The following is a 26,126-nucleotide window of genomic DNA, read 5'->3' on the forward strand; positions in this document are numbered from 1 at the left end:
ATGCATTCTTTATTAGGATAAAAGATATCCCTATGTAAAGTTACCTTAAAATAGCCATTTTGTAAAGTCGTGACACGTAAAAATAGTCGCGTTTTCTTCATAAAAAGAGCAATAGGCATGGTTCGCCATGTCTATTGCCCTTTTCACATACAAATTACTTACTTGCGGCCAACTTCCATCAATAGATCCCCAGATTCAATGGTATCGCCATCCGTTACATGCACGGCAGCCACCACACCATCAAACGGTGCTTGAATCGTCGTTTCCATCTTCATGGCTTCTGTGATAAGAAGCGGGTCACCTTTTTTAACTTCATCGCCTTTTTTCGCAACAACTTGAATCACAGAACCAGTCATTGTGGCACCAACATGCTCAGGATTTGTTGTATCGATCTTCCGGCGAGCAATGACAGTTGATTGTACATTAAAGTCTTGCACATTGATTTCACGCGGCTGACCATTGAGTTCAAAGTAAATGACGCGCGTGCCGTCCGCAATCGGTTCGCCAATCGAGCTGAGTTTGATAAGAAGGATTTTTCCTTTTTCCAGCTCGACTTGGATGGTTTCGCCAAGACGCATCCCTTTAAAGAATGTTGGCGTGTCAAGTACGGTTACGTCCCCGTATTTATTGATCATTTCCTGATAGTCAAGGAATACTTTCGGATAAAGAATATACGACAGCACATCCTTGTGAGATGGCTCATAGCCGATTTTTTCTTGCAATTCCTGCTTCACAACTTCAAAATCAACGGATTCCATCTGCGCACCTGGACGCTCTTTCAGCGGCTCGCGGCCTTTTAGAACCAATTTTTGAAGTTTTTCAGGGAATCCGCCAACTGGCTGACCAATTTCTCCCATGAAGAACTCAATCACGGAATCTGGGAAGTCAAGACGGTCGCCTTTTTCATAAACATCTTCTTCTGTCAGATCATTTTGGACCATAAACAGAGCCATATCGCCCACTACTTTAGAGGATGGCGTTACCTTCACGATGTCACCAAACATCTGATTGACCACCGTATAGGTCGCTTTCACTTCATCCCAGCGATCCCCTAGGCCAACTGCTTTCGCCTGTTGCTGCAAGTTCGTATATTGACCACCCGGCATTTCATGGATGTATACCTCTGTTTGCGGCGAATTAAGTGCATTGTCAAAGTCCTTATAGTATTTACGCACATCTTCCCAGTAATGATTCAAAATTTGTGAGTTATGTGCATCTAAATTAGTTTGACGCTTGCCGTTCACGAGGCCATAGTAGAGACCTGTCATACTTGGCTGGCTAGTGGCGCCACTCATTGCACTGGATGCCACATCGACAATATCTACCCCCGCACTGACTGCTGCTGCATATGTGTAAATGCCGTTTCCACTTGTATCATGTGTATGCAGATGAATCGGCACGTCCACCGTATCTTTTAACTCGTTAATGAGTCGATAGGCAGCTTGCGGTTTAAGCAGTCCGGCCATATCTTTAATGCCCAAAATATGTGTCCCTTGGGCAACCAATTCTTTCGCCATGTCTTTATAATAATCGACGGTATATTTAGTTCTTGTCGGATCGTCAATATCACCTGTATAACAAATGGTCGCTTCGACAATTTTGCCTGCATCGCGGACAGCTTCAATCGATACTTCCATGCCTTTGATCCAGTTCAAACTGTCGAAAATACGGAAGACATCAATGCCGCTTTCTGCCGACTGCTTCACGAATTCACGAATCACGTTATCAGGATAGTTTTTATAGCCGACCGCATTCGCACCACGAAGAAGCATTTGGAAAAGGACATTGGGAATTTGCTTGCGTAAAGTTTCCAGCCGCACCCATGGATCCTCATTTAAGAAGCGATATGCCACATCAAAAGTAGCGCCGCCCCACATTTCAAAGGAGAACATTTCTGGAAGCAGATGCGCCATTGCATAGGCAACTCGGAAAATATCTTTTGAACGAACACGTGTGGCAAGAAGCGACTGATGGGCATCACGCAACGTCGTATCTGTTAAAAGGACGCCTTGCTGTTCTTTCACCCAATCTGCGACACCTTCTGCTCCCTTGCTTTCCAAAATCTGCTTCGTACCTGGCTGGATCTTAGCATCATAAGGAATTTTAGGCAGACGCGGTTCATCATATACACTCTTTTCACGCTGCTTGATACCTGGGAAGCCGTTAACCGTTACCGTACTGATATAACGAAGCGTTTTCGTTCCGCGGTCACGTACATGCGGGAACTTGAACAGGTCGGGTGTGGAATCAATAAAGGATGTATTGTAGTTGCCGCTGATAAAATCAGGATGGCGCACCACGTTTAGTAAAAATGGAATATTCGTTTTAACGCCGCGGATCCGGAACTCAATCAGGTTACGAATCATTTTCCGAGCCGCCTGTTCAAAGGTCATCCCCCATGTCGAAAGTTTGACAAGAAGGGAATCGTAAAATGGCGTAACCACCGTTCCTTGGAAACCATTCCCCGCATCAAGCCGCACACCAAAGCCGCCGGTCGAGCGGTATGTATTGATGCGACCAGTATCTGGCATGAAATTGTTCAAAGGATCTTCCGTTGTGATCCGGCACTGAATGGCAGAACCATTGATGCGGATATCTTCCTGCTTCGGTACTGCCACCAGCTGATCATGCATACTGTATCCATCTGCAATAAATAGCTGTGTTTGAACAATATCAATCCCTGTAATCATCTCCGTGATGGTATGCTCTACTTGCACCCGTGGATTTACCTCTATGAAATAGAAGTTGTCCCCTTCAACGAGAAATTCAACGGTTCCGGCATTGAGATACTCGACATTTTTCATCAGTTTAACTGCCGCTGCACAAATACGTTCCCGCAGATCTGTCGTGATGGCATTACAAGGAGCTACTTCTACTACTTTTTGGTGACGGCGCTGAATCGAGCAGTCCCGTTCAAATAGATGGACGATATGACCATGAGAATCTCCTAAAATTTGTACTTCAATGTGCTTCGGATTCATCACGCATTTTTCAACGTAGACTTCATCATTACCGAAAGCTGCACGTGCCTCGGAAGCCGCACGTTCAAATGCATCACGGACATGTTCCTTACTTTCAACCACACGCATACCGCGGCCCCCGCCTCCAAGAGACGCTTTAATCATCAGCGGATAGCCATTTTTTTCACCAAACGCTTCGACTTCTTCTACGCCGGATACTGGTCCATTACTGCCTGGGATAACCGGAATATCTGCAAGTAGCGCTTGTTCTTTTGCTTTAATTTTATCGCCGAACATATCTAAATGTTTCGATTTTGGCCCAACAAAAATAATGCCTTCTTCTTCACAGCGCTTCGCAAAATCAATGTTTTCTGATAGAAAGCCATACCCTGGATGGATAGCGTCGGCACCTGATTCTTTCGCAATTTCAATAATATTTTCAATGTCTAAGTAAGCATCAATCGGCTTTTTCCCTTCACCGACCAAGTAAGCTTCATCTGCTTTATAGCGATGAAAAGCTCCTGCATCTTCTTGAGAATAGATAGCAACCGTCTTGATTCTGAGTTCTGTACATGCCCGTAACACACGGATCGCAATTTCACCGCGGTTGGCAACTAATACTTTTTTAATACGATTCATAGTTCTCCTCCTAACCCACACGTTCTAAAAATGAGGTCATTCGTTTCGCGATCGTTGTTCTCAAACCTCTACCCCGGCTTACAAATCATGCAAGCTTTTTTGTTCCTAATGAAAAACGGTATGTAAATTCAATTATAGCTTTAAAGAGGGTATTATGTAAATTATTTTCTACTCGAAAATCGTTTTCATTGAAAAAAAGACGGATAATTCTTAAATATTGCGGGCAATCATTCGACAAGCTTGCATAGCGGTGATATTTTAAAAGCATTGAAAAACCGCGCTTTTCAAGATGATAGGCGCGGTTTTTTTGCACGGATTCTTTTTTTCTTTTTAGGTATTTGTTCAGTTTCTGCTCCTGGTCCAAATTTTCGCTGATAATTATTCAGCATGGAAACATTCATCACAATTCCCACTAAAATGGAGAGCACCATCAAAGAGGAACCGCCATAGCTGATAAACGGCAGCGTTACACCTGTTAAGGGAATCAAACCAGTGGCCCCACCAAGATTGATAAATGCTTGGATACCCAGCAGACTGGCTGTCCCGTAACATAATAGCGAGCCAAATGAGCTTTTCGTCCGCATGCCAACAATGATCATTCGGAAAATCATAAAGAAGATGCCGCCTACTGCAAGAAGAACGCCAAATATACCTAGTTCCTCTGCAATGACAGAAATGATAAAGTCCGTATGCGCTTCAGGCAGATAACCCAATTTTTGTACACCTTGGCCAAGGCCTTGACCAAAAAGTCCGCCCGATCCGATCGCATAGTAGGAATTGACCAGCTGATGACCGACCGTATCCGCATATTCAAAAGGATTCGTAAAACTCATCAACCGACCCAGCCGATTATCTGTAATAATCTTACTCCGAATATCTTCCGGCAAGATCGTTAAAATGACCGCAAATATACCTATTAAGAGTAAGCCGAGTCCAATCAATTTTAGAATCGTTCGAAGGCGCATCCCCGAGCAGATAATAATACAGCAGCTCGTCAAAAAGATGATAAAGGCTGTCCCAAAATCCGGCTGAATCAAAATCAAGAAGCAAATGAACGCCAAAAAGAAAATGGGTGGCAAAACGCCGCGATTGAAGTCATCAATATAAGGCTGTTTTTTCGCATAAATTGCAGATAAGTAGATAATCATCGAAATCTTTACAAATTCTGCTGGCTGAATGGATACACCACCAATTCTAAACCAGCTTTGTGCATTATTAGCCGTATGTCCGACAAAAAACACCATGATAAGTAAGGATACAGACACAATCATCATCGGCATTAGAAATTTATTTTTTTGATAGAATTTATAAGGGAAAAGCGCAAATAGCGTAAGAAATACTACGCTGACCAATGCATTCTTTATTTGTTTGACATAAAAATAGTCCGCTGGCAAGTCATTTCGATAGGCAAGCGGCCAACTGGCACTATAGACCATGATCAAGCCAAAGGCCACTAAGACCAAATACGTACATAGTATATAGTAATCTGTTGATTTCAAGATTTTTTTAAACATTATCATCTTCCAATCCTATGAAGCATTTCTTCAAGTTTGTTTATCATCTTTTCATTATAAAGAACTTTCATTAATAATAAAAGTGACAAATGGCCTGAATAGAAAAAAGAGATCTGAAGTCTGCTGGAAACTCAAGATCTCTCTTTGATTATTGTTTATTCATGGATAATTCATGTAGAGTGGAAAGTTCTTTTTCAAGGGTTTGAAGAAGCTTCTTTCCTTCCTCTTGTTCAATCAAGCCTAAACGAACCGCAAAATTAATTTCGCGCGAAAGCCCGTACATTTGAGTATCCAGTACCTCTTCATACGCCGGACATTGCGGTAATGTTAAATTGTCCATCTGTACTTTGATAAGCTGTAAAATGCGCTTTGCATCTTCTTTCAGCACAATTACTGCTTCATCTCTGTGATTCATCTTTTCCTCTGCCATCACAGCGAACCTCCTGTCTTACGCACAACTTCGCGTCTCATTGATATTTCAAACAGTTTCGTCAACTTCACTTAAATTCAGTATAGCACAAATCCTTAGAGCTGCAAAGAAGAAAGTTGTCCCGCTTTTCTTTAAACTGAATATTTAAAGGAGCAAGCTATGAATTATTCGTCTTTCCATCATAGGCTATTCTTTTACGTCCTGTTTTATTTCATGTTATAATAAAAGTTGCGAGGTGAGTACGATGAAAGCAACCTGTATATTATGTGATCAAGTTGATGAGCTGGATGATCGAAAGTTCAAAACTAAACAGCTCCGCAATAAACCGATTCGCATGTACCTTTGCGATGACTGCAACCATCGAATTGCTGTAAAGACAATGACACGCATCAATTCCGGCAAATTTCGTTTTCATAAGCCCTATGCCAAGCCTTTTAGTCAATTGATGAAGGATTTGGAACGAGCCAACGAAAAATCCGAATAAAAAAATCCCTTTTGAGTGATCACACACTTAAAAGGGATTTTTGTTTATCTAACTGGGAATGACGCCACGACATCATTCGGGTCGCCTTGATTTTTCAAGTTTGCATCAATTTTAGAAGGACTTGGAACGGCAATTCGTGAATTTTTAGCCAAGTCTTCAAATTTACTGTTATTCATCATAAAGGTCAAAAGGCCACGTGCTGTTTTTCCTGCTGTAAAGACATATGGATCCGCTTCTGAACCAATCAAATGGTAACTGGACGGAACAAAATTATCCAAGCTTCCCCCTGTCAGCTCACTCGCTCCAACAAGATTAATCATATCGGGTTTATAGGTAATATCTTGACCTGTTTTATTTTTAATAGATACGTCAAGTGTCACCACGTAGCCATCCTGATTCTGCAGGAAGCTCGTTGGATCAGCGGCATCTATCTGCTTCGTTGCCCCCTGAACACTTTCTACTTTATACTGGTTCACAGTAATTACCAGATTATCAAAGTCTTTAACAAATGAAGGTGAACTGCTGAGATAGGTGGTTTTGACTGTTCCACCAGTGACAGGCAGGACATTGGATACCTGAAACCCTGTCGTCGAAAGTGAAAATGTGCCACTTGTTGCAGTTCCATCCTGATTCGTATCAGAATTTGTCTTTTCATCACTTGAAGCGGAAGAATCTCCAGAAGGTTGCGCGTTAGAATCAGCTGTGTCTTTCGTGCTGTCCTGCTGCGTGCTACTAGCGGTCGAATCCTCCGATGTTGCCGAGTCAACCTGGCTTTCTTCTTTCGTTGTCTTCTTCTCCGCTTTTTTGCTTACTTCCTGTTTAGCGTCATCCGCCTTTTCTTTATCCTCACTGCCACAAGCAGCAGCAAAGACCGCTAATGAAAGTATAAGTGCAAACATCCACCACTTTTTCATTATACACACGCCCTTTCTTACCTCTAATATAGCAAAAACTTCCTGATGTTACAATCACATTACAAAGATTCTTTTCCCTTTTTTTACTGATTTAACCCAAAAAAAGAATGGTTCCGACACAACCGGAACCATTCTTTTTAGAAATCTTTATTTTTCAGCGCTTTTTGAACGTTTTGCTGCTTTTTCACGTTCATTTTTATTCAAAATTTTCTTCCGCAAACGAATATTTTCTGGTGTTATTTCGCAATACTCATCTTCGTTCAAAAATTCGAGTGATTCTTCCAGCGAAAGATGACGTGGTTTTTTGATCACACTTGTTTGATCTTTCGTCGCCGAACGAACATTGGTCATTTGTTTAGCTTTCGTAATGTTTACCGCAATATCATTTTCACGGTTGTTTTCGCCGACAATCATGCCTTCGTAGATTTCAGTACCTGGTTCCACGAAAATCGTACCACGATCCTCGATTTGCATTGTACCGTAAGTCGTTGTTTTCCCTGTTTCCATGGAGACAAGCGCTCCGTTACGACGACCCCCTACACGACCTTGTTGAACGGGTTCATAATCCAAGAAAGTATGGTTGATAATTCCGTAACCGCGTGTCATGGATAGGAAGTCTGTTGTATAACCAATTAAGCCACGTGCTGGAACTTTGAATTGCAGACGAACTTGACCATTGCCGTCATTAATCATATTCTGCATTTCACCTTTACGTTGACTGATTGATTCGATTACTGCGCCCATATATTCTTCTGGCGTATCGATTTGTACATCTTCCACCGGTTCGCATTTAATGCCATCGATCTCACGGATAATTACTTCTGGTTTAGAAACTTGCAGCTCATAGCCTTCACGACGCATAGTTTCAATTAGGATCGACAGGTGGAGTTCCCCACGACCGGAAACTGTCCATGCATCCGGTGAGTTTGTTTGTTCAACACGAAGCGACACATCTGTTTGAAGCTCAGCAAGAAGACGCTCTTCAATTTTGCGGCTGGTAACATGTTTGCCTTCACGACCGGCAAATGGGCTGTTATTCGTTACGAATGTCATTTGCAGGGTTGGCTCGTCAATCCGCAAGACTGGGAGTGCTTCCTGATGGTCAAATGGTGTAACTGTTTCACCGACAAAGATGTCCTCCATACCGGAAAGTGCAATCAGGTCGCCCGCTTTAGCTTCTTTAATTTCGACCCGTTTCAAGCCGAAGAAACCGAACATTTTTGTGACACGGAATTGTTTGATGCTGCCGTCAAGTTTCATTAGGGCAACGGTTTGACCAACATGCATGGTACCGCGGAAAATACGGCCGATCCCAATACGGCCTACATAGTCATTGTAGTCAAGAAGGGATACTTGGAATTGAAGCGGCTCGTCGCTATTGTCGACTGGTGCCGGAATATGTTCAATAATGGTATCAAGAAGCGGTGCCATTGTTTTTTCCTGATTAGCAGGATCGCTGTCTAGGCTGCTTGTTCCGTTGATTGCAGACGCATAGATAACAGGGAATTCCAATTGATCATCATTGGCGCCAAGCTCGATGAACAGTTCCAAGACTTCATCAACCACTTCTTCTGGACGTGCAAAATCACGGTCGATTTTATTGACGACAACAATGGGTGTTAGATTTTGTTCTAATGCTTTTTTCAGTACGAAACGTGTCTGTGGCATGGTTCCTTCATAAGCGTCTACAACAAGCAGAACACCATCAACCATTTTCATGATCCGTTCTACTTCACCGCCAAAATCGGCGTGTCCAGGAGTGTCCATGATGTTGACACGGATATCCTTATAATTGATCGCTGTATTTTTAGCTAAAATCGTGATACCGCGTTCTCTTTCTAAATCATTGCTGTCCATCGCCCGTTCATCGATATGTTCGTTTTCACGGAATGTTCCGGACTGTTTCAAAAGCTCATCAACCAGCGTCGTTTTACCATGGTCAACGTGGGCGATAATCGCGATATTACGAATGTCTTTTCTTAAATTCACTTTTATTTTCCTCCTAAATAATCACTTTCCAAAGGGGCTTCCCTGCGGTTAGATCAAGTTCGTGTTGCGAAACGGCCTTGTCTGTACCTGCTTTTGAGCCCAAATAAAGAGGAAAATATGGTTATTTTCCTCTTCCCGAATCGCATCGTTTAATTCAACTTACCAATTATAGCACACCACTTTCAAAAATTCACGTCTTTTATTTTCAGAAAACGGTTACTTTAAATAATTTTTCATCAGTTCGTCATAAACCTGTGGAAGTGCCACAATCGAGCTGCCTTTTTCCAACATGTCAATCTCAGTCTGATCAAGGCGTTTGACGATGCAACCAACCTCCTCGGCAATAATTTTTCCAGCCGCCAAATCCCACGGAGCCAAATTGGCCGAAAGATAGGCACCGGCACGCCCTGTTGCAACGGCCATATATTCAAGGGAAGCTGCGCCATAAAGCCGCAATCCGCGTGAAGCCTTGATGGCCTCCCAAAGAACCGGATACTTGCGTGAAGCACTTAAATTTGCAATGAGTAGATGATCAGCCAGTCCGGATTCCTGGCTAACTGGCGCAATTTTTTGACCGTTCACAAAGGCGCCATGCCCCTTTTTTCCAAAATACAGTTCGTCCTTTTCTACGTCATAAATGTAGCCGAGCTGTCCGATGCCCTCTTGATAGACGGCGACAGAGATCGCAAAGCCGCGTTTTTGCGTGACAAAATTAAGTGTTCCATCAATCGGGTCAATGATCCATACCGTTCCGTGCAAATCGCTCAGCTTGTCTGCCATTCCTTCTTCGCCAAACACCCGATGTGTGGGAAAAGCAGCACGAATCACTTCTACAAAATAGCGTTCGGTTTCTTTATCCATATTGGTTACCAAGTCATTTCGACCTGATTTGGTATCAATCGATAGATCTGTTTGAAAGGATGCACGAATCCTCTCAGCTGCTACATTCAGCCATTCTCTTGCTTTTTGATCGATTATTTCAAGCTCCACTTTTTCTCGCCCCTTTTTATATGAAGTCATGCTCTTAGTTTACCACAACTAGTCCAAAATAGGCACACGGGCAAGTTACTTTCTTCACTTCTTTGCTTCACGTATAATGAAACTAGTTGAATTTATCCGCACAAGGAGGAGAATCATGACAGCTATAAAAGGTTTTACACAAGCAGATTTTGATAGTATGGAAGTTCCTGGTCTAGAGGCGCGCATGGAAAAAATCCAAACGCATATCCAACCAAAATTCCAGACACTTGGCGCCGCACTCGCGACTTATTTAAGTGTTCAATTGGGGACGGAGATGCATTTGCATATTGCACGTCATGCTCGTCGTTCCGTTAACCCGCCAGACAGCACTTGGCTTGCTATCGCGCCTGATAAACGTGGTTATAAAAAGCACCCGCATTTTCAAGTTGGGCTTTATGATGATTATTTATTTGTTTGGCTGGCTTTTATTTATGAAAATGAAGAGCGGAAAAAGATTGCGGACCGCTACATTGGTGAAAAAGAGGCATTTGCGCGGCTTCCAGAAGACTTTCGAATTTCAAAAGATCATACGGTAAAAGAGACATACCCGCTTCATTCAGCAGAATTACCTAAAGCATTGGAACGTTTTCGCGATGTAAAAAAAGGAGAATTCCTGATTGGAAAAATTTTCCCGGCCGGTAGTCGTGAGATTGCGAATGGTCCGGTGCTTGAAAAGGAAGTTGAGGCGGTCTTTTCGGCGCTGCTCGACTTTTACAAACAAGCGATAAAATAAGCATGTACAAACCCCCTAAAAATGGGTATAATGGTAGAGTTGTGGGAATGAATATGAAAGGAGTGGAAAGATGTGAAAAATGCCCAGCAGACGCAAAGCGAACCGGAACCGCATCGAAGTAGGAAACTGGCTGTCCGTGCACATCTTTCTGTGCAGCTAACAGCCTGACTCGTTATTAAAAAAGGAGGTTTTAGCCTTGCACCAAATTTTCAAATCAAACCCAGAAGGTACATTAGAAGAACTTGATCAAGCAGAACGCAATGCTTGGATCAACATTGTGGCACCGACTTCCGAGGAAATCAATCAACTGGCGGATGAGTACAATATTCCGCTTGAATTTCTGGAAGATCCGCTCGATAAAGATGAAAGTGCCCGGATTGAACGTGATGATGACACTGATTCTGTCCTGATTATCTGTGACTTTCCGATTGTGGATGAGGACGATATTCATTACGCTTCCTTTGAGACGATTCCAATGGGGATAATTTTGACGAAAGATTATTTTATCACCATTTGCACGATTGACTCCTCCATTATCCAGTCCTTTATCAAACGGCGAATCAAAGGTTTTTATACGCACATGAAGACGCGTTTCGCCTTGCAGATTCTTTATATGATTTCTACGCAGTTCTTGCGGCATTTGAAACGCTTGAACCGGCAGACAGATCTGATTGAAAAAGAACTGCATGAATCCATGAAAAACAAGCAGCTGTATGATTTGATGGGGATAGAAAAAAGTCTGGTTTATTTTGTGACCGCCCTTAAATCCAACAAGCTGGTGCTCGATAAGATGATGCGGCAAAATATTGTCAAAATGTATGAGGAAGATCAGGATCTCTTGGAAGATGTGATTATTGAAAACCGCCAAGGAATCGAAATGGCAGAAGTCCACTCGAATATTCTCAGCGGTATGATGGACGCCTATGCATCGATTATTTCCAATAACATGAATATCGTAATGAAATTCTTGACATCTTTTACCATCATTTTGACGATTCCAACGATGGTTTTCAGCTTTTATGGAATGAACGTGAAGCTGCCTTTTGAAAACCTACCACTCGCTTGGATTTTAGCACTTGGCATGTCATTTGGGATCGCTGGACTACTAGGCTTTGTCTTTTGGCGACGTAAATTTTTCTAAAGAAAAAGGATCTACACGCAAATGGTTGCGGCAGATCCTTTTTTTATTTTGCATAGGCTTGGTTTAAAAGCGCACGCAGTTCTTCTGGTGTGATATGTTCATCAAAAATATGTTCTCCTACAATGACCGTTGGAACAAAGACAACATTCGCTTCGCCAGCTTCCTGAATGATCGCCTGTTCAGCCTGCTCATTGTTTTGACGGGTTAAGCCCAACTTTTCTTCCATGAAAGCCGCAACCTCCTCTAACGGAAGGTTCCCCCATTCATCTTGCGTTTCATAGATTCGATCAATGGCAACTAATGTTTCAAACGGGGTCTCGTAATTCAAGTATTTATGCGCGACATTTCCAGGCTGCAAGGATTCTTTTTCTTTATCAAACGGCTTGATAACCAGCTCGATTTTTCCTTCATCAATAAATTTCGCTAGCACGTCACGAGAATCTTGATGCCATTTTCGGCAAAACGGACAGCGCAGATTGACAAATGATAGCACCTTTACCTTGGCTGCTTCACTTTTAGATAGATGGATGCCTATTTCCGGCGTCACTTTTTCAGCTTTGATTTGACTGATATCCAATTTTCTTCCTCCTTTATTATGGTTTCATTTTGATACTACTGGTCGTTGCGTGTTTTACCAGCTGCATGACTTGATAGGCAGAATAACCGCTCTCTTTCTCGAACTCCCGGCCGATTCGCTTTTCTTCCCCAATGGCTGGTACGACTTTTTTGAAAGCACGATAGCGACGCTTGATTTCCTCCACATCGATGCCTTTTTCATAAGCTTTTTCAACTGCCTGAAAATATTGAATCACAACCGTTACTTCTTCTTTTGTCCAATCTATATCAATCGGATAGCTGTACTCCATCTCGTTCAGTCCTTTCCAATATTTTGATGCATGCAAGCGTTGATCTATCCCGCGTTGAATCGCATACCTGTATTTTAGCATGTTTTTTGTTGGAGTAAAAACGTTCTGTCCACGAAAAAAGCACATCCACTTTTGGACATGCTTGTCTTTTTAGGCAGCTCGATTTTTCCGCACGAAATGTGTCGCGATAAAAAAATAAATCGGTAAAAGATAGCTGACAATGATGAGTAAAATGACTTCAATGACAGATTTTTGAATATAGCCATTGGTCATTTTAATGAAGCCTGTGATGGGCGTTTCTAATATCTGGATGACGGAACGCCAAGCTCCTGTATCGTGCATATGATGGATAAAGCCTATTACGATTGCAATTGCTGTTAAAATCGTACAGAGGCCAGCTAAAATGTATGAAAACCAAAACAAGCCTTTTTTCATTAGGTCACCTTTATTCTTTTAAAATTTTCAGCAGCATATGTAAAAATTGTACATCAATAGCTGTGCGCCTCTTCGTGATGCAGTAAATAATCCTGCTTCACAAAATGCATGCCTAGCCAAAACATAGCTGGTAGCAAATAGTTTAATACAAAAACAACCACGTAACGGAGCGCAACACTCGCGATTGGAAGCGTCCATACCGGATCGGTAAATGGTGTAGCAAGTATGCGTAGCACCGCTCGCCAGCCATCTGTATCATGCATATGATGAATAAAGCCTACGCCGAAATCCACCATGGTTATTGCAAATAAAACACCCGAAATGGTCATCAAAATGATGAATATTGCTTTCGCTACATGCGAATGCAAGTGAATATGCCTTTCCACTTTCAACACCTGGATTCTTTTAAATTTTATGAAATAAATCCTCTTTTTCACGCCTCTTTAGTTTAACATATTTATCACGAATTTTCATCCGTTTTCATAAAGAAAAGCCCGAGAGAATTCTGTCATTCTCTCAGGCATTATTTTGTTTAAATATGGATGGGACGTCCTAGTGCCAATTCAGCAGCTTCCATCGTTAATTCACCAAGCGATGGATGGGCATGAATCGTCAGTGCAATATCCTCCGCTGTTACGCCCGTTTCAATTGCCAGACCAATTTCTGAAATAATATCAGAAGCGTTCATACCTGCTACTTGCGCGCCTAAAACAAGGCCATCTTCTTTGCGTGTCACAAGACGAACAAAGCCTTCCGGTGCATCAAGAGATAAAGCACGACCATTGCCGCCGAATGGGAATTTCGCTGTTTTTACATTGAAACCTTCTTCTTTGGCTTGCTTTTCAGTTAGACCTACTGTTGCCAGTTCCGGATCACTAAATACCACGGCTGGCAGGGCTGTGTAGTCAATCTCTGCTTTTTCACCGGAGATTGCTTCCGCCGCCACTTTTGCTTCATAGCTTGCTTTATGGGCTAGTGGAACACCAGGCACGATGTCACCGATGGCAAAAATGTTCGATACATTCGTACGACCTTGTTTGTCCACTTCGATCAAGCCACGTTCGTTCACTTCCACGCCAGCTTGTTCCAGACCTAGTTCATCGGTATTCGGACGACGACCAACTGTTACAAGGACATAATCCGCTTCGATTGTTTTCGTTTCACCGTTTGCTTCATAGGTTACTTTGACGCCATTTTCAGTTTCTTCGGCAGATTTCGCCAAAGCTTTTGTCACAATTTCAACGTTTTTGTCTTTCAGGTTCCGTTTCACAAGAGAAACCATATCTTTTTCATAGGTTGGCAAGATTTCTGGGCCGCCTTCTAGGATTGTTAATTCTGTTCCTAGATTAGCAAAGGCGCCGCCAAGTTCAGTACCAATATAACCGCCGCCAATGACAACCAGTTTCTTCGGTACTTCTTGAAGGCCAAGCGCGCCAGTAGAGCTTAGGACGCGTTTGCCATATTTGAAGCCTGGGATTTCGATTGGACGGGAACCCGTAGCCACTATCACATTGTTAAATGTATAAGTTTGAGCGGAATCGGGATGAATCACGCGCAAGGAATGATCATCTACGAAGAAAGCTTCCCCTTCCAACATTTCTACTTTATTTTTCTTGAGCAAGCCGCGCACGCCACTTGTCAACTTGCTGACAACGCTCCCTTTCCACTCTTGTGCTTTTGTAAAGTCAAGATCTACATTGTCAGCTTTGATGCCCATGTTCTCGGAATGTTTCGCTTCTTTATAGCGGTGACCGATTGTGATGAGCGCTTTAGACGGGATACAACCAACATTTAAGCAGACTCCGCCGTAGTATTCTTTTTCAATGATCGTTACTTTTTGGCCTAGTTGGGCAGCGCGAATCGCCGCTACATATCCGCCAGGACCGGCACCAATTACTATTGTATCTCTTTCTTCTGGAAAATCGCCTACAACCATTTTTTTACGCCTCCATTAGTAATAATTCTGGGTCATTGAGTAACCGTTTGATATTGTTCATTGCTTTTTGCGCGGTAGCTCCATCGATGACACGGTGGTCAAAGCTTAGCGAAAGTGCCAAGACTGGTGCTGCTACGATTTCGCCGTTTTGAACGATGGCCTTTTCAGCAATACGACCAACGCCTAAAATAGCCACTTCTGGGTAATTGATAACCGGTGTAAACCACTGGCCACCAGCAGAGCCAATGTTAGAAATTGTCGCTGAACCATGACGCATTTCATCGGCTGTTAATTTGCCGTCACGTGCTTTTCCAGCTAGTTCATTGATTTCATTCGAGATAACAAAGACGGATTTTTTGTCTGCATTTTTGACAACTGGCACGTAGAGTCCGTGGTCAGTATCTGCTGCAATCCCGATATTATAATAATGTTTTTGAATCAGCTCATCTGTTGCATCATCAAGCGTGGTATTAAGCACTGGGAACTCACGCAATGTGGCCACGAGTGCTTTCACGATATATGGCAAGAAAGTGAGCTTGATTCCTTTTTCTGCCGCCACTTCTTTGAAACGTTTTCTGTGTGCCATCAAAGCAGATACTTCGATTTCGTCCATCAACGTCACGTGTGGTGCTGTATGTTTCGAGTTGACCATCGCTTTGGCAATGGCACGACGCGTTGGCGATAGTTTTTCACGTGTTTCTGGATAAGCATCGCCTGCTGCCGGTACTGGTTTTGGCGCTGGTTTCGCTGCTTCTTTTTCGGCAGATTGTGGCGCTTTTTCTGCTGCCGCTTCTGCTTTCGACGCTTGATCTCCACTTAAGAAAGCATCCACATCCGCTTTCAAAACACGGTTATTTTTGCCACTGCCAGATACTTCAGCAATATTGACACCTTTTTCACGTGCATATTTCCGTACAGACGGCATCGCGATGACAAGACCATTCGGATCTTTTTTCGCAGATGGTGTCCCGTCAGTCGAAACATTTGCTGCTGCCGGTTCGGTCATTTTCGCTTCTTCAGCTGGTGATTCCGGTGTCGACGAGTGGTCAGCGGAGCCTTCAAAATCGCCTTCAAATGTGATCAGTCCTTGGCCAACTGTGGCAACAGTGCCTTCTTCAACCAGAATTTCCTTGACCGTTCCGTCTACTGGTGATGTGATTTCTTCGACAGATTTGTCGTTTTGCACTTCAAAAATGGCTTGGTCTTCTTCTACTTGATCGCCCGGTTTAACAAACCACTTCACGATTTCCCCTTCGTGAATCCCTTCGCCGATATCCGGCAATTTGAATTCATACATACCTTGGCCGCTTGTTTTTGTAGCAGCTGATTGTGTGTTTTCTGCTTTTGTATTTTCTTCTTTTGCGCTGATCTCTTCGGCGTCGTCTTCGTGACCTTCTACGCCGTCAAATGTGATTAAAACTTGACCAACCGTTGCAACTTCCCCTTCTGCAACTTTGATCTCTTTTACTGTCCCTGAAACGGGTGAAGTGATCTCTTCGACAGATTTGTCATTTTGCACTTCAAAAAGAGATTCATCTTCTTCAATTTTATCGCCGGGCTGAACGAACCATTTCACGATTTCGCCTTCATGGATTCCTTCGCCGATATCTGGTAATTTAAATGAATATGCCATTATTCTTTGCCTCCTGTTTTTATATCAAACTTGATTGAAAGGGAGCCGGCTAGCATTTAGCCGGCCATTACTTTTATTAGAAAGCCAGTACTTCTTTTACGCGTTCGATGATGTCATTATGATTCGGCAGCCAAACTTGTTCAGCCTGCGAAAACGGAAATACGCTATCTGGTGCTGTCACACGCATAACAGGTGCCTCAAGAGAGAGAATAGCCCGATCATTGATTTCCGCAATCACATTTGCAGCAATGCCGGCTTGTTTTTGTGCTTCCTGTACCATGACAACACGTCCCGTTTTCTTCACGGAAGCGACGATTGTTTCTGTATCCAGCGGGCTGATCGTGCGTAAATCAATCACTTCAGCAGATACGCCGTCTTTTTCAAGCGCTTCTGCTGCTTTGACGGATTCTTGCACCATGGCACCGTAAGCAATAATCGTCACATCTGTTCCCTCGCGGCGAACGGCTGCTTTACCAAGCGGCACTGTATATTCACCTTCTGGAACTTCTTCACGGAAAGAACGGTAAAGTTTCATATGTTCAAGAAAAACAACAGGGTCATTGTCGCGAATCGCTGAAATTAGCAAACCTTTGGCATCATACGGCGTTGATGGAATCACAACTTTCAAACCTGGTGATTGTGCCATCAGACCTTCCAAATTATCTGCGTGGAGTTCAGGTGTATGAACCCCGCCGCCAAATGGAGCGCGGATTGTGATTGGTGCCGTCCGAGTGCCGCCAGTACGATAGCGCAACCGAGCCATTTGTCCGACAACAGAATCCATCACTTCAAAAACAAAGCCGAAAAATTGAATTTCAGGAACCGGACGATAGCCCTCAAGTGCTAGGCCGATCGCAAGGCCGCCGATACCGGACTCTGCAAGCGGTGTATCGAAAACACGGTCTTCGCCGAATTCATCTTGAAGTCCTTCTGTCGCACGGAAAACCCCGCCGTTTTTACCAACATCTTCTCCGAAAACTAAGACGTTTTCATCGTTTTTCAGCTCTACTGCAAGCGCATCTGTAATCGCTTGAATCATTGTTTTTTGCGCCATGATTATTTCGACTCCTTCGCTTCATAGATTGCCAGTTGTTCTTTGACACTAGCTGTCGGTGTTTCATACATATTGTTCAAGAGATCTGTCACTTTTTGTTTTGGTGTTGCATCTGCCTCTTTAATGGCTGTTTTGATCTCTTCTTTAGCTTGTTCGATCACTTCATTTTCTTTTTCTTCATTCCAAAGGCCTTTACCTTCAAGGAAAGTCCGGAAACGAACGATTGGATCTTTTAATTCCCATTCACCGTCTAATTCTTTGGTGCGGTAACGAGTAGGATCATCTCCAGAAAGCGTATGCGGACCATAACGGTAAGTCAGTGTTTCAATCAAAGTTGGGCCTTCTCCGTTCACGGCACGTTCGCGCGCAAAGTGAGTAGCGGCATAGACGGCCAGTGGATCCATACCATCTACTTGAATGCCGACAATGCCAGCTGCTACTGCTTTTTGAGCAAGTGTTGGTGCAGCCGTTTGTTTTTCACGTGGTGTTGAAATCGCAAACTGGTTATTTTGAACAACGAAGATCGCTGGCGCATGGAACGCACCGGCAAAGTTCATGCCTTCATAAAAGTCCCCTTGTGATGAACCGCCGTCACCCGTGTAAGTGATGACCACTTGTTTTTTCGCCCGTTTTTTAAGTCCTAGCGCTACGCCTGCCGCTTGAACGATTTGCGCACCGATGATGATTTGTGGCGGCAATACATTTAAATCGTCCGGGAATTGGTTGCCGACAAAGTGTCCCCGAGAAAATAGGAAGGCTTTTGTTAGTGGCAAACCATGCCAGATAAGTTGCGGTACATCGCGGTAACCCGGTAAAATATAATCTGCTTTATCCAGTGCGTAGTGACTGGCCAATTGGGAAGCTTCTTGTCCTGCTGTCGGAGCATAAAAGCCTAGACGCCCTTGACGATTAAGGGAGATCGAACGTTGATCAAGCACACGTGTCCAAACCATTCGTGTCATTAGCTCAACTAATTCGTCATCATTTAGATCCGGCATTAGATCAGGATTAACAACTTCTCCTTTTTCATTTAAAATTTGCACCATCTCAAACTGTTTCGAGAGAGCGTCAAAATATTTCTTTTGGTCGATTACAGCCTTCTTCGTTTTTGAAGCCATTGTGAATCTCTTCCTTTCGTTTCGTAATATGAAGAAATGAATGCGCCATCATTCAGACAAAAATTTTTTCGCCTTCATTTCGATAAACCCGATTGTGTATGAAAAGCAGGCATTACAAGATAGAAGAAATTATCTGCTATGTCGTTTTCCGTTTTGTAAGATTTCGATAAACTCTTCTATTCAACCCTTATAAACATTACTTATTCTGATTAATTCCCCTTGTTTGGCTGTTAAAACATCTTTGCATTGTGAAACAAGCGAAACTTTGCGCATTTTTCACAAACAAATTATTCGATTATGGCCGTTTTCTTCGTTGAAACTGTTTTAATCAAAATCATAAAGTTTATTAATACACCAATCTTCTCCTTTAATTTACATGATGTTTTAGCAGAAGTCAACATTCTGAACCGCGTTATTTTATCGCTTACAATCGCTTAAAAACGTAAAACATTCGCATTTTATCACTGTATTAAAAAATCTCTCTATACCGCTAATCTGTTATATAATATTATAAACAACAGATTATCACACAACTTCTCCTCTCTTTTTCCATCGCAGACTATTGTTTGTGAAATCACAAACTAATTTTTATTTTGATCGCATCTGTGAGCCGAACGTTTACGGCAATGAAATAAATAAAGTTCGGCTTTAAACTTTGCTTATTTTTAACAAATACACCAAAAGCCCTACTTGTTCCAATTTAATCTTGCTCTTTCCCATCACGATTGTTCCCTTTTCGGGTTGGATTTGTTAAAATAAATAATAAGAAAGAAATGAACAGGAGAGATTTAGCAGTGCTATTAATGAAAGATATTGTGCGGGAAGGTCATCCTGCCCTTCGTGAGGTTGCAGCAGAGGTTTCTTTTCCGCTGACAGAAGAAGAAAAAAAGCTTGGACAAGAGATGCTTCAGTTTTTAAAAAACAGCCAAGATGATGAGCTGGCAGAAAAATACGGATTGCGCGGTGGCGTTGGATTAGCCGCTCCACAACTAGCTGTTACAAAACGAATAATTGCCATCCACGTCCCAGATGAAAATGAAAAGTATTACAGTTATGTGCTTTACAATCCAAAAATCCGGAGCCATTCTGTACAACAGGCATGCCTTGCAGGTGGTGAAGGCTGTTTATCAGTGGATCGTGAAGTCCCAGGCTATGTGGTGCGCAGTGAACGAATCACCGTCGAAGCTTTCGATGAAACAGGCAAACCATTTAAACTTCGCCTGCGTGATTATCCGGCAATCGTGGTTCAACATGAAATTGATCATTTGAACGGCATTATGTTTTATGACCATATCAATAAAGAAAATCCGGCCTACTTGCCGCCGGATGTCGATGTATTAGGCTAAAAATCAGACAGAACCGTCACAATCTCGGTTCTGTTTTTTTAAAGGAGGTTTTTAGGTGAATCGCTACGACAGACAAACACGCGTGGCTGAAATTGGACACTCCGGTCAGCAAAAAATCATGGCTGCTCGCGCCTTGATCATTGGTGTTGGAGCAATTGGAAGCCATGTAGCCGATGCTTTAGTGCGTATGGGTGTGGAAGACATCGTCCTGATTGATCGCGATTTTGTGGAACTGACCAACTTGCAGCGACAAACCCTTTTCACGGAAGAAGATGCTCACTATAAGCTTCCCAAAGCAATTGCAGCGAAGGCTCATCTGGAAAAAATCAATCAGCAGGTGTCGATCGACGCTTTTGTAGATGAGGTAACGATAGATTTTCTAACGGAGCAACTCACACAAAATCAGCGGACTTTCGTTTTCGATTGCACGGATAATTTTGCGACGCGCCGATTAATCAATGAAGTCTGCCTGTTGCATCATACGCCTTGGATTTTTGCTTCTTGCGCGGGAAATTTTGCCAATGTCCTACCAATCATGCCTGGTAAAACCGCTTGCCTGACTTGCCTCATCGGAGAAGTCCCGCAAGTCAACGAAGCAAGCTGTGAGCTGATTGGTGTAAATGGCGCCCTTTTGCCGATGCTTGCAGGTGTGATTACTGCTTTATTTGTCCGAATGACAGTGGATGACACTTTTGAAGCAGGTGACTATTACCAGCTTGACGCGTGGCAGTTGACGACCGCCAAATTTAAAATTCCTAAAAGAGCGGATTGCTCGACGTGTGGTGATGAGGCGAAACCTAGGGCAGTTGCGTTTTCCGACCAGCCAGTTGTACTATGTGGTCGCGAAACGGTTCAATTTCGATTGCCAGATCGTCAAGCGGCAGATTTTCAGTTGCTAACAGAGCGGCTCATTAGAGAAGGGCGACCTTTTTCAAAAAATCCTTATTTGATTTGTTTTCAGTATCATGACTTCACTTTTTCTATTTTTCAAAATGGCCGCGTGCTTCTCCATGGAACGAGCGACCTTCACCAAGCTAAAAAAGCTTACCACTACTTTTTCGAATAGGAGTGTTTATACAATGGAAGTAACTGATTTCCACGCAGTCAGCTGTGCCATTTTGACAATTAGTGACACCAGATCACTTGAAACAGACGAAAGCGGGCGCTATTTGGCGGCAACGCTTACTGAAAATCAGCACCATCTCGTCGAACGGGCGTTTTGTCGAGATGAACCGGAAGCCATCAATCGGCAGATCGATCGACTGATTGCCATGAAGCCTTTTTGTCTGATGACGACTGGCGGCACCGGGCTGGCCAAGCGTGATGTGACGTATGAAACACTTAGGCAGCGGATCAGGCAGGAAATTCCCGGCTTCGGTGAACTTTTTCGCATGCTGAGCTACAAAGAGGTCGGCAGTCGCGCCATGGTTTCTCGCGCTTTTGCTGGTTTTACGGAGGAAGGGATACTTCTTTTTGTTCTCCCCGGCTCGAAAAATGCTTGTCAGACCGCACTGGAAAATTTAATTTTACCCGAATTGCCGCATTTATTTGTCGAACGGACTAAGAAAAACTAAAAAACGCAAACAGGTTGGTTAAAAGGAATCTTTCGTCACTTTTACTCGCCTGTTTGCGTTTTTAGTTGACTGTTTGAAAGCCATGATCTTGCAAGATTTGCTGGGATTCGGCTGCCGTTAGTTGATCCATAAAGGTTTGAACGGCTTTTGTATGTGAGCTATCTGTAATAATTCCAGCATAATAACCGATTTCTGTATGTAAATCTTCTGGTATTTTCTGGACGATCTTAACGTCAGGGCTGATTGCCGCATCTGTTTGATAGACAAATCCCAGCTCTGCATTTCCACTGGCGACGTAAGACAATACTTGACGCACATCTGAACCAAAAACAAGCTGATCATGTAGCGAGTCATAGAGTTTGAGCGATTCTAGCGTCTCCTTGGCATAGCTCCCCGCTGGAACAGATTCAGGATCCCCCATCGCGATTCGTTCTGCTTGTTTCAGTGCCGTTTGCCAATCCTCATCCGTCCCCTTTGCCTCTTTCGGCTGAATTAGCACGAGACGATTTGTCGCAAATTTTTCTTTCCCTTTTGCAAGTTTTTCATCAATCAGGGCATCTAGGTCTTGCTCACTGGCAAATAAGACGCCGTCAATGGGCGCTCCGTTTTTTACCCGCTCGCGAATTTGTCCTGAACTAGCATAATCAATCGTTAATTTAATGGAAGGATTTTCTTTTTCAAAATTTCGCCGAATTTCCTCGACCGATTCTTTTAAGCTTGCGGCAGCTGATAGATGAATCTCAATTGGGTCACTTTCTGGCGATCCGATACTTTCTTTCTCCCCATTTGTTGTACATCCCGTAAGAAGTATTGCTAGCAGACTGGCCATTAGCAGTATTTTTTTCATTTTACGCCCCCTTATTCTCTTATTTTACTTAAGTTTGACAAGCTTTGCCAGTGTTGGTCATAATAGAAAAGGACACGCTGTTTTAGCGAGTGATTCTGTTTGGAGGCGTTCATATGTTTACTTCTGTTTGGCATTCCGTTTTGGTGGCACTAGTATCCACTTTTCTCGCCCTCATTGTTATGCTTCCGGTCAGCTACTATTTTGCCAATCGGAAATCTCGCCTGCAATTACCGGTTGAAACCTTGATCTTGTTGCCGCTTGTTCTTCCGCCAACAGTTGTGGGTTTGATCTTACTGAATATTTTTGGCAAAAACGATTGGCTCGGCGGTTTCATTTGGCAAACGTTCGATTTTAGTTTTATTTTCACCCTGGCTGGAGCCGTGATTGCCACCACCATCATTATTTTACCGATTATGTATCAGGGCTTGAAGGCGGCCTTTCTTTCAATTGATCACGATTTGGTTTCAGCTGCCGAGACGCTCTCGGCCAGTTCCAGTCAAATTTTTCTTCATGTGATCATCCCGAACTGCTGGCAGCCGATTTTAGCCGGACTATTACTGAGCTTTTGCCGTGCGATGGGCGAGTTTGGAGCCACCTTGATGGTAGCGGGCTACATCGAAGGAAAAACAGATACCATTGCATCAAGTATTTATTTTATGGTTCAGCAAGGCGAGATGAAAACCGCCATCTACTTAGGCATCATCAACGTGGTAATTGGCGTTTTCGCGCTGCTTATCATTCATTTACTAACCGTTCGCCAAAATCAGCTTTTGAGGAGGAAATAGCATGAGCTTAGTTTGCGATTTTACCAAACAAATGCCGTTTAACAGCTTGGAAATCACGTTCACCTTTGAAGCTCCGATTACGGCCATCATGGGAGCAAGTGGGGCTGGAAAAACAACCCTGTTTGCTTGTATTAGCGGCTTAACGCGTATTGACAGCGGCTCGATTACTTTTGCCGATCAAACTTGGGATGATCAGCGGATTGCGCTGCATTTGCCGGCAGCTGAACGAAAAGTTGGCTATCTTTTTCAAAATCTGGCCTTATTTCCTAATATGAATGTCTATCAAAATATTGCATTTGGTTTAAAAATGCAAAAACAGCCCAAAAAAGACATTGAGCTGCGCGTTCGGAAAATCAGTGACTATTTGAAAATTACCCATCTGCTTTATTCGTCGGTGCAAAAACTTTCCGGCGGCGAGAAGCAACGTGTGGCCATGGCGAGGGCAATGATTACAGAGCCCAGACTGCTGCTTTTAGATGAGCCCTTTAATGGTCTTGATGAAGAGACGCGTGAAATTTGCATGGCTTTAGTGCGCCAAATGGCCGATGATTTTAAAATTCCAGTTATTTTTGTGACACATTACAGTTCAGAAGCAAAAAAAATGACAAATGAAATTTTGGTGATGAAAAATGGTAGTCTCACAACCGCTTGACCGAGTTGGGATTCTTTTAGCTGGAGGTCGTTCGGTACGTTTTGGAGAAGATAAAGCTTTTTATAGAAGCTCAGCTGAAGCGCCCACATGGGTTGAAAAGACAGCGGCAGTACTGCTTCCATTATGCAACCGGGTGGTCATTTCTGCCAACCATGAGCAACTGACAAGGATGAAGCAGCTTTTTGCAAATGAGTCGCGTATTCAGGTGGTAGAAGATTTGCCTGGACTGACAGACTACGGGCCAATCGGTGGCTTATATGCAGCGATTACACAGATTGGGACGGCTGCTTCTTTTTTGATTTTAGCGGTCGACTATCCTTTCATGACTACGAAAATACTCGCGCAGCTGGCGGCTACACCAAATTGTTATGCCACGACACCCAGCCAGTCACATTATCTGATTGCTCATTTGCCTGATTTTCAGCGGGCGATCGAGCCACTGATCCAGAGACGTGAGCATCGTGTTCGTCTATTAATGGAAAATTTGGCGACTGTCCCGCTTGCTTTTCCGCCATCAGCAGCCTTTACAAATCAAAATAAAAAATGATCCTGCCGCAATTTAGCACGGCAGGATCATTTTTTTATGGTCGATTAAAACGGCCTGGTTGAACTGGGATTTTTTCGTCTGTCATAAGCCATCCTGTTGGAAAATCAACATAGGCATAATCAAACGAGTCCAGCGGTTTGTTTAGAGTTAAAATCAGTTGGTTCCCATTGATCCGATAGGCAATTTCTTGTCCCTCAGCTACAATTACCCGGTCCCCATGTGTGGTCAGCTGCTTAGTCGAGCGGCAAACCAATTCGATTTCCGTATCTGTCCAGCGGCTGATTTCAAAATGCGGCGTATCCACCGGATCATTTTGATAAAGCGACTGCCAGATAACATAGCCGAGCCGCTCGCCAAAGGCTTTCTTACATGTCGGATGCACATTGTGAGATTCCCCTTGGTCAATAAACGGAATCAGCGTCACATCAGCCGTTTCGCGACAAACTTGCCACTGTCTAGCACGGAGTTCCGCCCAACTTTCCGGATCCGTTTCAAGATAGCCTGGTAGTCCGACCACAAAAATTGGCAGTGAAGGATTCTCGAACATCTCGCGCATCTGCTCAATCATGCCAGCTAGTAAGCCATCATAAAGCGTCGCATTTTTCGAGTCCTCCTCGCCTTGATACCAGATGGCTGCTTTGATCGTGCAATGAGTCAAGTGTTCCAACATGGTATGATAAAGCCCCGCAGGCCGTTGATAACTGGAATAGGTTAGTGGCGGCGGCCATGGCGTATGACCGATTTCCTGCTTCATTACTGACGCTTCCCCATCCGGATGTTCCGCTATCCACGCTTCTTTGATGCCTTGATAAGCTGTAAGGCGCTCCAAATATTCCGCTTCTAACTGTGCTGCTTCCGCCTTTGATTGGTTTTTAAGAATCGCTTGAAACGGCTGCAAAAAATGTTCATCAAGAATCGGGCTAGCTTGTAATTTGTCTTCATCAAGCCAAGCAGCTGCAGGCGTTCCACCTTTATAACAACCAATAAAGCCAATTGGAACGTCCGGATCCTGTTTGCCCAGATAGACAGCTAAATAATAGCCGAGCGCAGACATTTCTTTGACAGTATCCTCATCCACTTTTTGCCAGTGATTATTCGCCACCTCAGCGGGAATGCATTCATCCTCATCCTGATAAAGCACTTCTGGTACAGTATAGTAGCGCACATCATTTTTCAGTGCCGTTGGATCATAAGTACCGCCATTTTCTAAAAAAGTAAACGCAATATTGGACTGGCCGCTAAGGAGATAGACATCCCCGTAGCAGACATCCGTTAGCACTGTTTCACAGGTCGCCGAGTTCAAATGGATGGTTTCTGTCTCACCCTTCGATTTTCCAGGAAAAGTCAGCTGCCAGACGCCATTCGTAACGACTGCTTGATAATTCTCAGTTCCACGGTTGCATGTAATAACGGTCCCCTCTTGGCCGGAGCCGTAAAGGCTTACTTCACGATCGCGCTGTAGAATCATGCCATCTGTAAAAACATCCGCCAATTGAAAGTCTGTCATAA

The 26,126-nt window shown here is 43.4% G+C and carries 25 protein-coding genes; 9 read left to right on the top strand and 16 right to left on the bottom strand.

The features are described 5' to 3' along the window. Positions 1-158: 158 nt before the first annotated feature. The 3 genes from CS921_RS09060 to CS921_RS09070 all read right to left on the bottom strand — a co-directional run bounded on the left by CS921_RS09060 (position 159) and on the right by CS921_RS09070 (position 5,543). Positions 159-3,599 carry a pyruvate carboxylase gene (locus CS921_RS09060; protein WP_099223113.1) on the bottom strand — a complete coding sequence of 1,147 codons (3,441 nt, stop codon included), beginning with the start codon at positions 3,597-3,599 and terminating at the stop codon, positions 159-161. Positions 3,600-3,883: 284 nt separating this feature from the next. Then, positions 3,884-5,113: a putative lipid II flippase FtsW gene (ftsW, locus tag CS921_RS09065; RefSeq protein WP_099223115.1), complete on the bottom strand. Its 1,230-nt coding sequence runs from the start codon at positions 5,111-5,113 to the stop codon at positions 3,884-3,886. Between the two features lie 148 nt (positions 5,114-5,261). Then, positions 5,262-5,543: an Fpa/YlaN family protein gene (locus CS921_RS09070; RefSeq protein WP_099223117.1), complete on the bottom strand. Its 282-nt coding sequence runs from the start codon at positions 5,541-5,543 to the stop codon at positions 5,262-5,264. 244 nt (positions 5,544-5,787) lie between these two features. Between CS921_RS09070 and CS921_RS09075 the strand changes: the two genes are divergently transcribed. After that, on the top strand, positions 5,788-6,027 hold the full coding sequence (locus CS921_RS09075) for a YlaI family protein (RefSeq protein WP_099223119.1): 240 nt from the start codon (positions 5,788-5,790) through the stop codon (positions 6,025-6,027). A gap of 44 nt (positions 6,028-6,071) precedes the next feature. Here CS921_RS09075 and CS921_RS09080 read toward each other — a convergent pair whose 3' ends face one another. The 3 genes from CS921_RS09080 to CS921_RS09090 form a co-directional block, all read right to left on the bottom strand. Then, a complete protein-coding gene (locus CS921_RS09080) occupies positions 6,072-6,941 on the bottom strand; it encodes a DUF5068 domain-containing protein (RefSeq protein ID WP_099223121.1) in 870 nt (289 codons plus the stop codon). Positions 6,942-7,088: 147 nt separating this feature from the next. After that, positions 7,089-8,930: a translational GTPase TypA gene (gene typA / locus CS921_RS09085; protein ID WP_099223123.1), complete on the bottom strand. Its 1,842-nt coding sequence runs from the start codon at positions 8,928-8,930 to the stop codon at positions 7,089-7,091. A gap of 216 nt (positions 8,931-9,146) precedes the next feature. After that, positions 9,147-9,920 carry an inositol monophosphatase family protein gene (locus CS921_RS09090; protein ID WP_099223125.1) on the bottom strand — a complete coding sequence of 258 codons (774 nt, stop codon included), beginning with the start codon at positions 9,918-9,920 and terminating at the stop codon, positions 9,147-9,149. Between the two features lie 145 nt (positions 9,921-10,065). On the opposite strand from CS921_RS09090, the gene CS921_RS09095 reads away from it, so the two are divergent. Beyond that, positions 10,066-10,683 (top strand): YktB family protein, encoded by a 618-nt coding sequence (locus tag CS921_RS09095; RefSeq protein ID WP_240422331.1) that lies wholly within the window; start codon positions 10,066-10,068, stop codon positions 10,681-10,683. A gap of 196 nt (positions 10,684-10,879) precedes the next feature. Then, on the top strand, positions 10,880-11,824 hold the full coding sequence (locus CS921_RS09100) for a magnesium transporter CorA family protein (protein ID WP_099223129.1): 945 nt from the start codon (positions 10,880-10,882) through the stop codon (positions 11,822-11,824). 43 nt (positions 11,825-11,867) lie between these two features. Here CS921_RS09100 and CS921_RS09105 read toward each other — a convergent pair whose 3' ends face one another. From CS921_RS09105 to pdhA, 8 genes are all read right to left on the bottom strand, one after another. Beyond that, complete coding sequence (locus CS921_RS09105; protein ID WP_099223131.1) at positions 11,868-12,401, bottom strand: DsbA family protein; 534 nt, start codon at positions 12,399-12,401, stop codon at positions 11,868-11,870. 16 nt (positions 12,402-12,417) lie between these two features. After that, positions 12,418-12,690, bottom strand: a complete 273-nt coding sequence (locus CS921_RS09110; RefSeq protein ID WP_099223133.1) for a UPF0223 family protein — start codon at positions 12,688-12,690, stop codon at positions 12,418-12,420. A gap of 150 nt (positions 12,691-12,840) precedes the next feature. Then, positions 12,841-13,125, bottom strand: a complete 285-nt coding sequence (locus tag CS921_RS09115) for a hypothetical protein (RefSeq protein WP_099223135.1) — start codon at positions 13,123-13,125, stop codon at positions 12,841-12,843. A gap of 53 nt (positions 13,126-13,178) precedes the next feature. Next, positions 13,179-13,511, bottom strand: coding sequence for a hypothetical protein (locus tag CS921_RS09120; protein ID WP_240422332.1), 333 nt, complete (start codon positions 13,509-13,511; stop codon positions 13,179-13,181). A gap of 146 nt (positions 13,512-13,657) precedes the next feature. After that, positions 13,658-15,061, bottom strand: a complete 1,404-nt coding sequence (lpdA, locus tag CS921_RS09125; RefSeq protein ID WP_099223137.1) for a dihydrolipoyl dehydrogenase — start codon at positions 15,059-15,061, stop codon at positions 13,658-13,660. A 4-nt stretch (positions 15,062-15,065) separates the two neighbouring features. Further along, positions 15,066-16,694 carry a dihydrolipoyllysine-residue acetyltransferase gene (locus CS921_RS09130; RefSeq protein ID WP_099223139.1) on the bottom strand — a complete coding sequence of 543 codons (1,629 nt, stop codon included), beginning with the start codon at positions 16,692-16,694 and terminating at the stop codon, positions 15,066-15,068. A gap of 76 nt (positions 16,695-16,770) precedes the next feature. Then, positions 16,771-17,748 carry an alpha-ketoacid dehydrogenase subunit beta gene (locus CS921_RS09135; RefSeq protein ID WP_099223141.1) on the bottom strand — a complete coding sequence of 326 codons (978 nt, stop codon included), beginning with the start codon at positions 17,746-17,748 and terminating at the stop codon, positions 16,771-16,773. 2 nt (positions 17,749-17,750) lie between these two features. After that, entirely contained in the window at positions 17,751-18,866 is a 1,116-nt protein-coding gene (gene pdhA, locus CS921_RS09140) for a pyruvate dehydrogenase (acetyl-transferring) E1 component subunit alpha (protein WP_099223143.1), read from the bottom strand. 794 nt (positions 18,867-19,660) lie between these two features. Between pdhA and def the strand changes: the two genes are divergently transcribed. The 3 genes from def to CS921_RS09155 are packed head-to-tail and all read left to right on the top strand — an operon-like array spanning position 19,661 to position 21,786. Continuing rightward, positions 19,661-20,212 (top strand): peptide deformylase, encoded by a 552-nt coding sequence (def, locus tag CS921_RS09145; RefSeq protein ID WP_099223145.1) that lies wholly within the window; start codon positions 19,661-19,663, stop codon positions 20,210-20,212. Positions 20,213-20,267: 55 nt separating this feature from the next. Further along, positions 20,268-21,278, top strand: coding sequence for a ThiF family adenylyltransferase (locus CS921_RS09150; protein ID WP_099223146.1), 1,011 nt, complete (start codon positions 20,268-20,270; stop codon positions 21,276-21,278). Positions 21,279-21,291: 13 nt separating this feature from the next. After that, positions 21,292-21,786, top strand: coding sequence for a MogA/MoaB family molybdenum cofactor biosynthesis protein (locus CS921_RS09155; protein ID WP_099223147.1), 495 nt, complete (start codon positions 21,292-21,294; stop codon positions 21,784-21,786). Between the two features lie 61 nt (positions 21,787-21,847). Here CS921_RS09155 and modA read toward each other — a convergent pair whose 3' ends face one another. Next, entirely contained in the window at positions 21,848-22,633 is a 786-nt protein-coding gene (gene modA / locus CS921_RS09160) for a molybdate ABC transporter substrate-binding protein (RefSeq protein WP_099223149.1), read from the bottom strand. 113 nt (positions 22,634-22,746) lie between these two features. Between modA and modB the strand changes: the two genes are divergently transcribed. Genes modB through CS921_RS09175 form a run of 3 tightly spaced genes read left to right on the top strand, consistent with a single transcriptional unit; the run spans position 22,747 to position 24,617 of the window. Beyond that, on the top strand, positions 22,747-23,418 hold the full coding sequence (modB, locus tag CS921_RS09165) for a molybdate ABC transporter permease subunit (protein WP_099223150.1): 672 nt from the start codon (positions 22,747-22,749) through the stop codon (positions 23,416-23,418). A gap of 1 nt (position 23,419) precedes the next feature. Then, on the top strand, positions 23,420-24,070 hold the full coding sequence (locus CS921_RS09170) for an ATP-binding cassette domain-containing protein (RefSeq protein WP_099223151.1): 651 nt from the start codon (positions 23,420-23,422) through the stop codon (positions 24,068-24,070). After that, entirely contained in the window at positions 24,048-24,617 is a 570-nt protein-coding gene (locus CS921_RS09175) for a molybdenum cofactor guanylyltransferase (protein ID WP_099223153.1), read from the top strand. Before CS921_RS09170 ends, CS921_RS09175 begins: the two co-directional genes overlap by 23 nt. A 34-nt stretch (positions 24,618-24,651) precedes the next feature. Here the strand turns inward: CS921_RS09175 and CS921_RS09180 are convergent, their stop codons facing one another. Beyond that, on the bottom strand, positions 24,652-26,124 hold the full coding sequence (locus CS921_RS09180; RefSeq protein ID WP_099223154.1) for a sialate O-acetylesterase: 1,473 nt from the start codon (positions 26,122-26,124) through the stop codon (positions 24,652-24,654). Positions 26,125-26,126: the final 2 nt, after the last annotated feature.

The sequence above is a fragment of the Listeria costaricensis genome (genome assembly GCF_900183385.1).
GTDB classification, from domain to species: Bacteria; Bacillota; Bacilli; order Lactobacillales; family Listeriaceae; genus Listeria; species Listeria costaricensis.

Excerpts from the sequence above, each read along its gene's own strand:
- pdhA (WP_099223143.1), bottom strand. The coding sequence starts at position 18,866 with ATGGCTTCAAAAACGAAGAAGGCTGTAATCGACCAAAAGAAATATTTT.
- CS921_RS09170 (WP_099223151.1), top strand. The coding sequence starts at position 23,420 with ATGAGCTTAGTTTGCGATTTTACCAAACAAATGCCGTTTAACAGCTTG.
- CS921_RS09060 (WP_099223113.1), bottom strand. The coding sequence starts at position 3,599 with ATGAATCGTATTAAAAAAGTATTAGTTGCCAACCGCGGTGAAATTGCG.
- CS921_RS09095 (WP_240422331.1), top strand. The coding sequence starts at position 10,066 with ATGACAGCTATAAAAGGTTTTACACAAGCAGATTTTGATAGTATGGAA.
- ftsW (WP_099223115.1), bottom strand. The coding sequence starts at position 5,113 with ATGTTTAAAAAAATCTTGAAATCAACAGATTACTATATACTATGTACG.
- CS921_RS09070 (WP_099223117.1), bottom strand. The coding sequence starts at position 5,543 with ATGGCAGAGGAAAAGATGAATCACAGAGATGAAGCAGTAATTGTGCTG.
- CS921_RS09115 (WP_099223135.1), bottom strand. The coding sequence starts at position 13,125 with ATGAAAAAAGGCTTGTTTTGGTTTTCATACATTTTAGCTGGCCTCTGT.
- CS921_RS09155 (WP_099223147.1), top strand. The coding sequence starts at position 21,292 with ATGGAAGTAACTGATTTCCACGCAGTCAGCTGTGCCATTTTGACAATT.
- CS921_RS09175 (WP_099223153.1), top strand. The coding sequence starts at position 24,048 with ATGGTAGTCTCACAACCGCTTGACCGAGTTGGGATTCTTTTAGCTGGA.
- CS921_RS09080 (WP_099223121.1), bottom strand. The coding sequence starts at position 6,941 with ATGAAAAAGTGGTGGATGTTTGCACTTATACTTTCATTAGCGGTCTTT.
- CS921_RS09075 (WP_099223119.1), top strand. The coding sequence starts at position 5,788 with ATGAAAGCAACCTGTATATTATGTGATCAAGTTGATGAGCTGGATGAT.
- CS921_RS09180 (WP_099223154.1), bottom strand. The coding sequence starts at position 26,124 with ATGACAGACTTTCAATTGGCGGATGTTTTTACAGATGGCATGATTCTA.
- modA (WP_099223149.1), bottom strand. The coding sequence starts at position 22,633 with ATGAAAAAAATACTGCTAATGGCCAGTCTGCTAGCAATACTTCTTACG.
- CS921_RS09110 (WP_099223133.1), bottom strand. The coding sequence starts at position 12,690 with ATGGAGTACAGCTATCCGATTGATATAGATTGGACAAAAGAAGAAGTA.
- lpdA (WP_099223137.1), bottom strand. The coding sequence starts at position 15,061 with ATGGTTGTAGGCGATTTTCCAGAAGAAAGAGATACAATAGTAATTGGT.
- CS921_RS09130 (WP_099223139.1), bottom strand. The coding sequence starts at position 16,694 with ATGGCATATTCATTTAAATTACCAGATATCGGCGAAGGAATCCATGAA.
- modB (WP_099223150.1), top strand. The coding sequence starts at position 22,747 with ATGTTTACTTCTGTTTGGCATTCCGTTTTGGTGGCACTAGTATCCACT.
- CS921_RS09135 (WP_099223141.1), bottom strand. The coding sequence starts at position 17,748 with ATGGCGCAAAAAACAATGATTCAAGCGATTACAGATGCGCTTGCAGTA.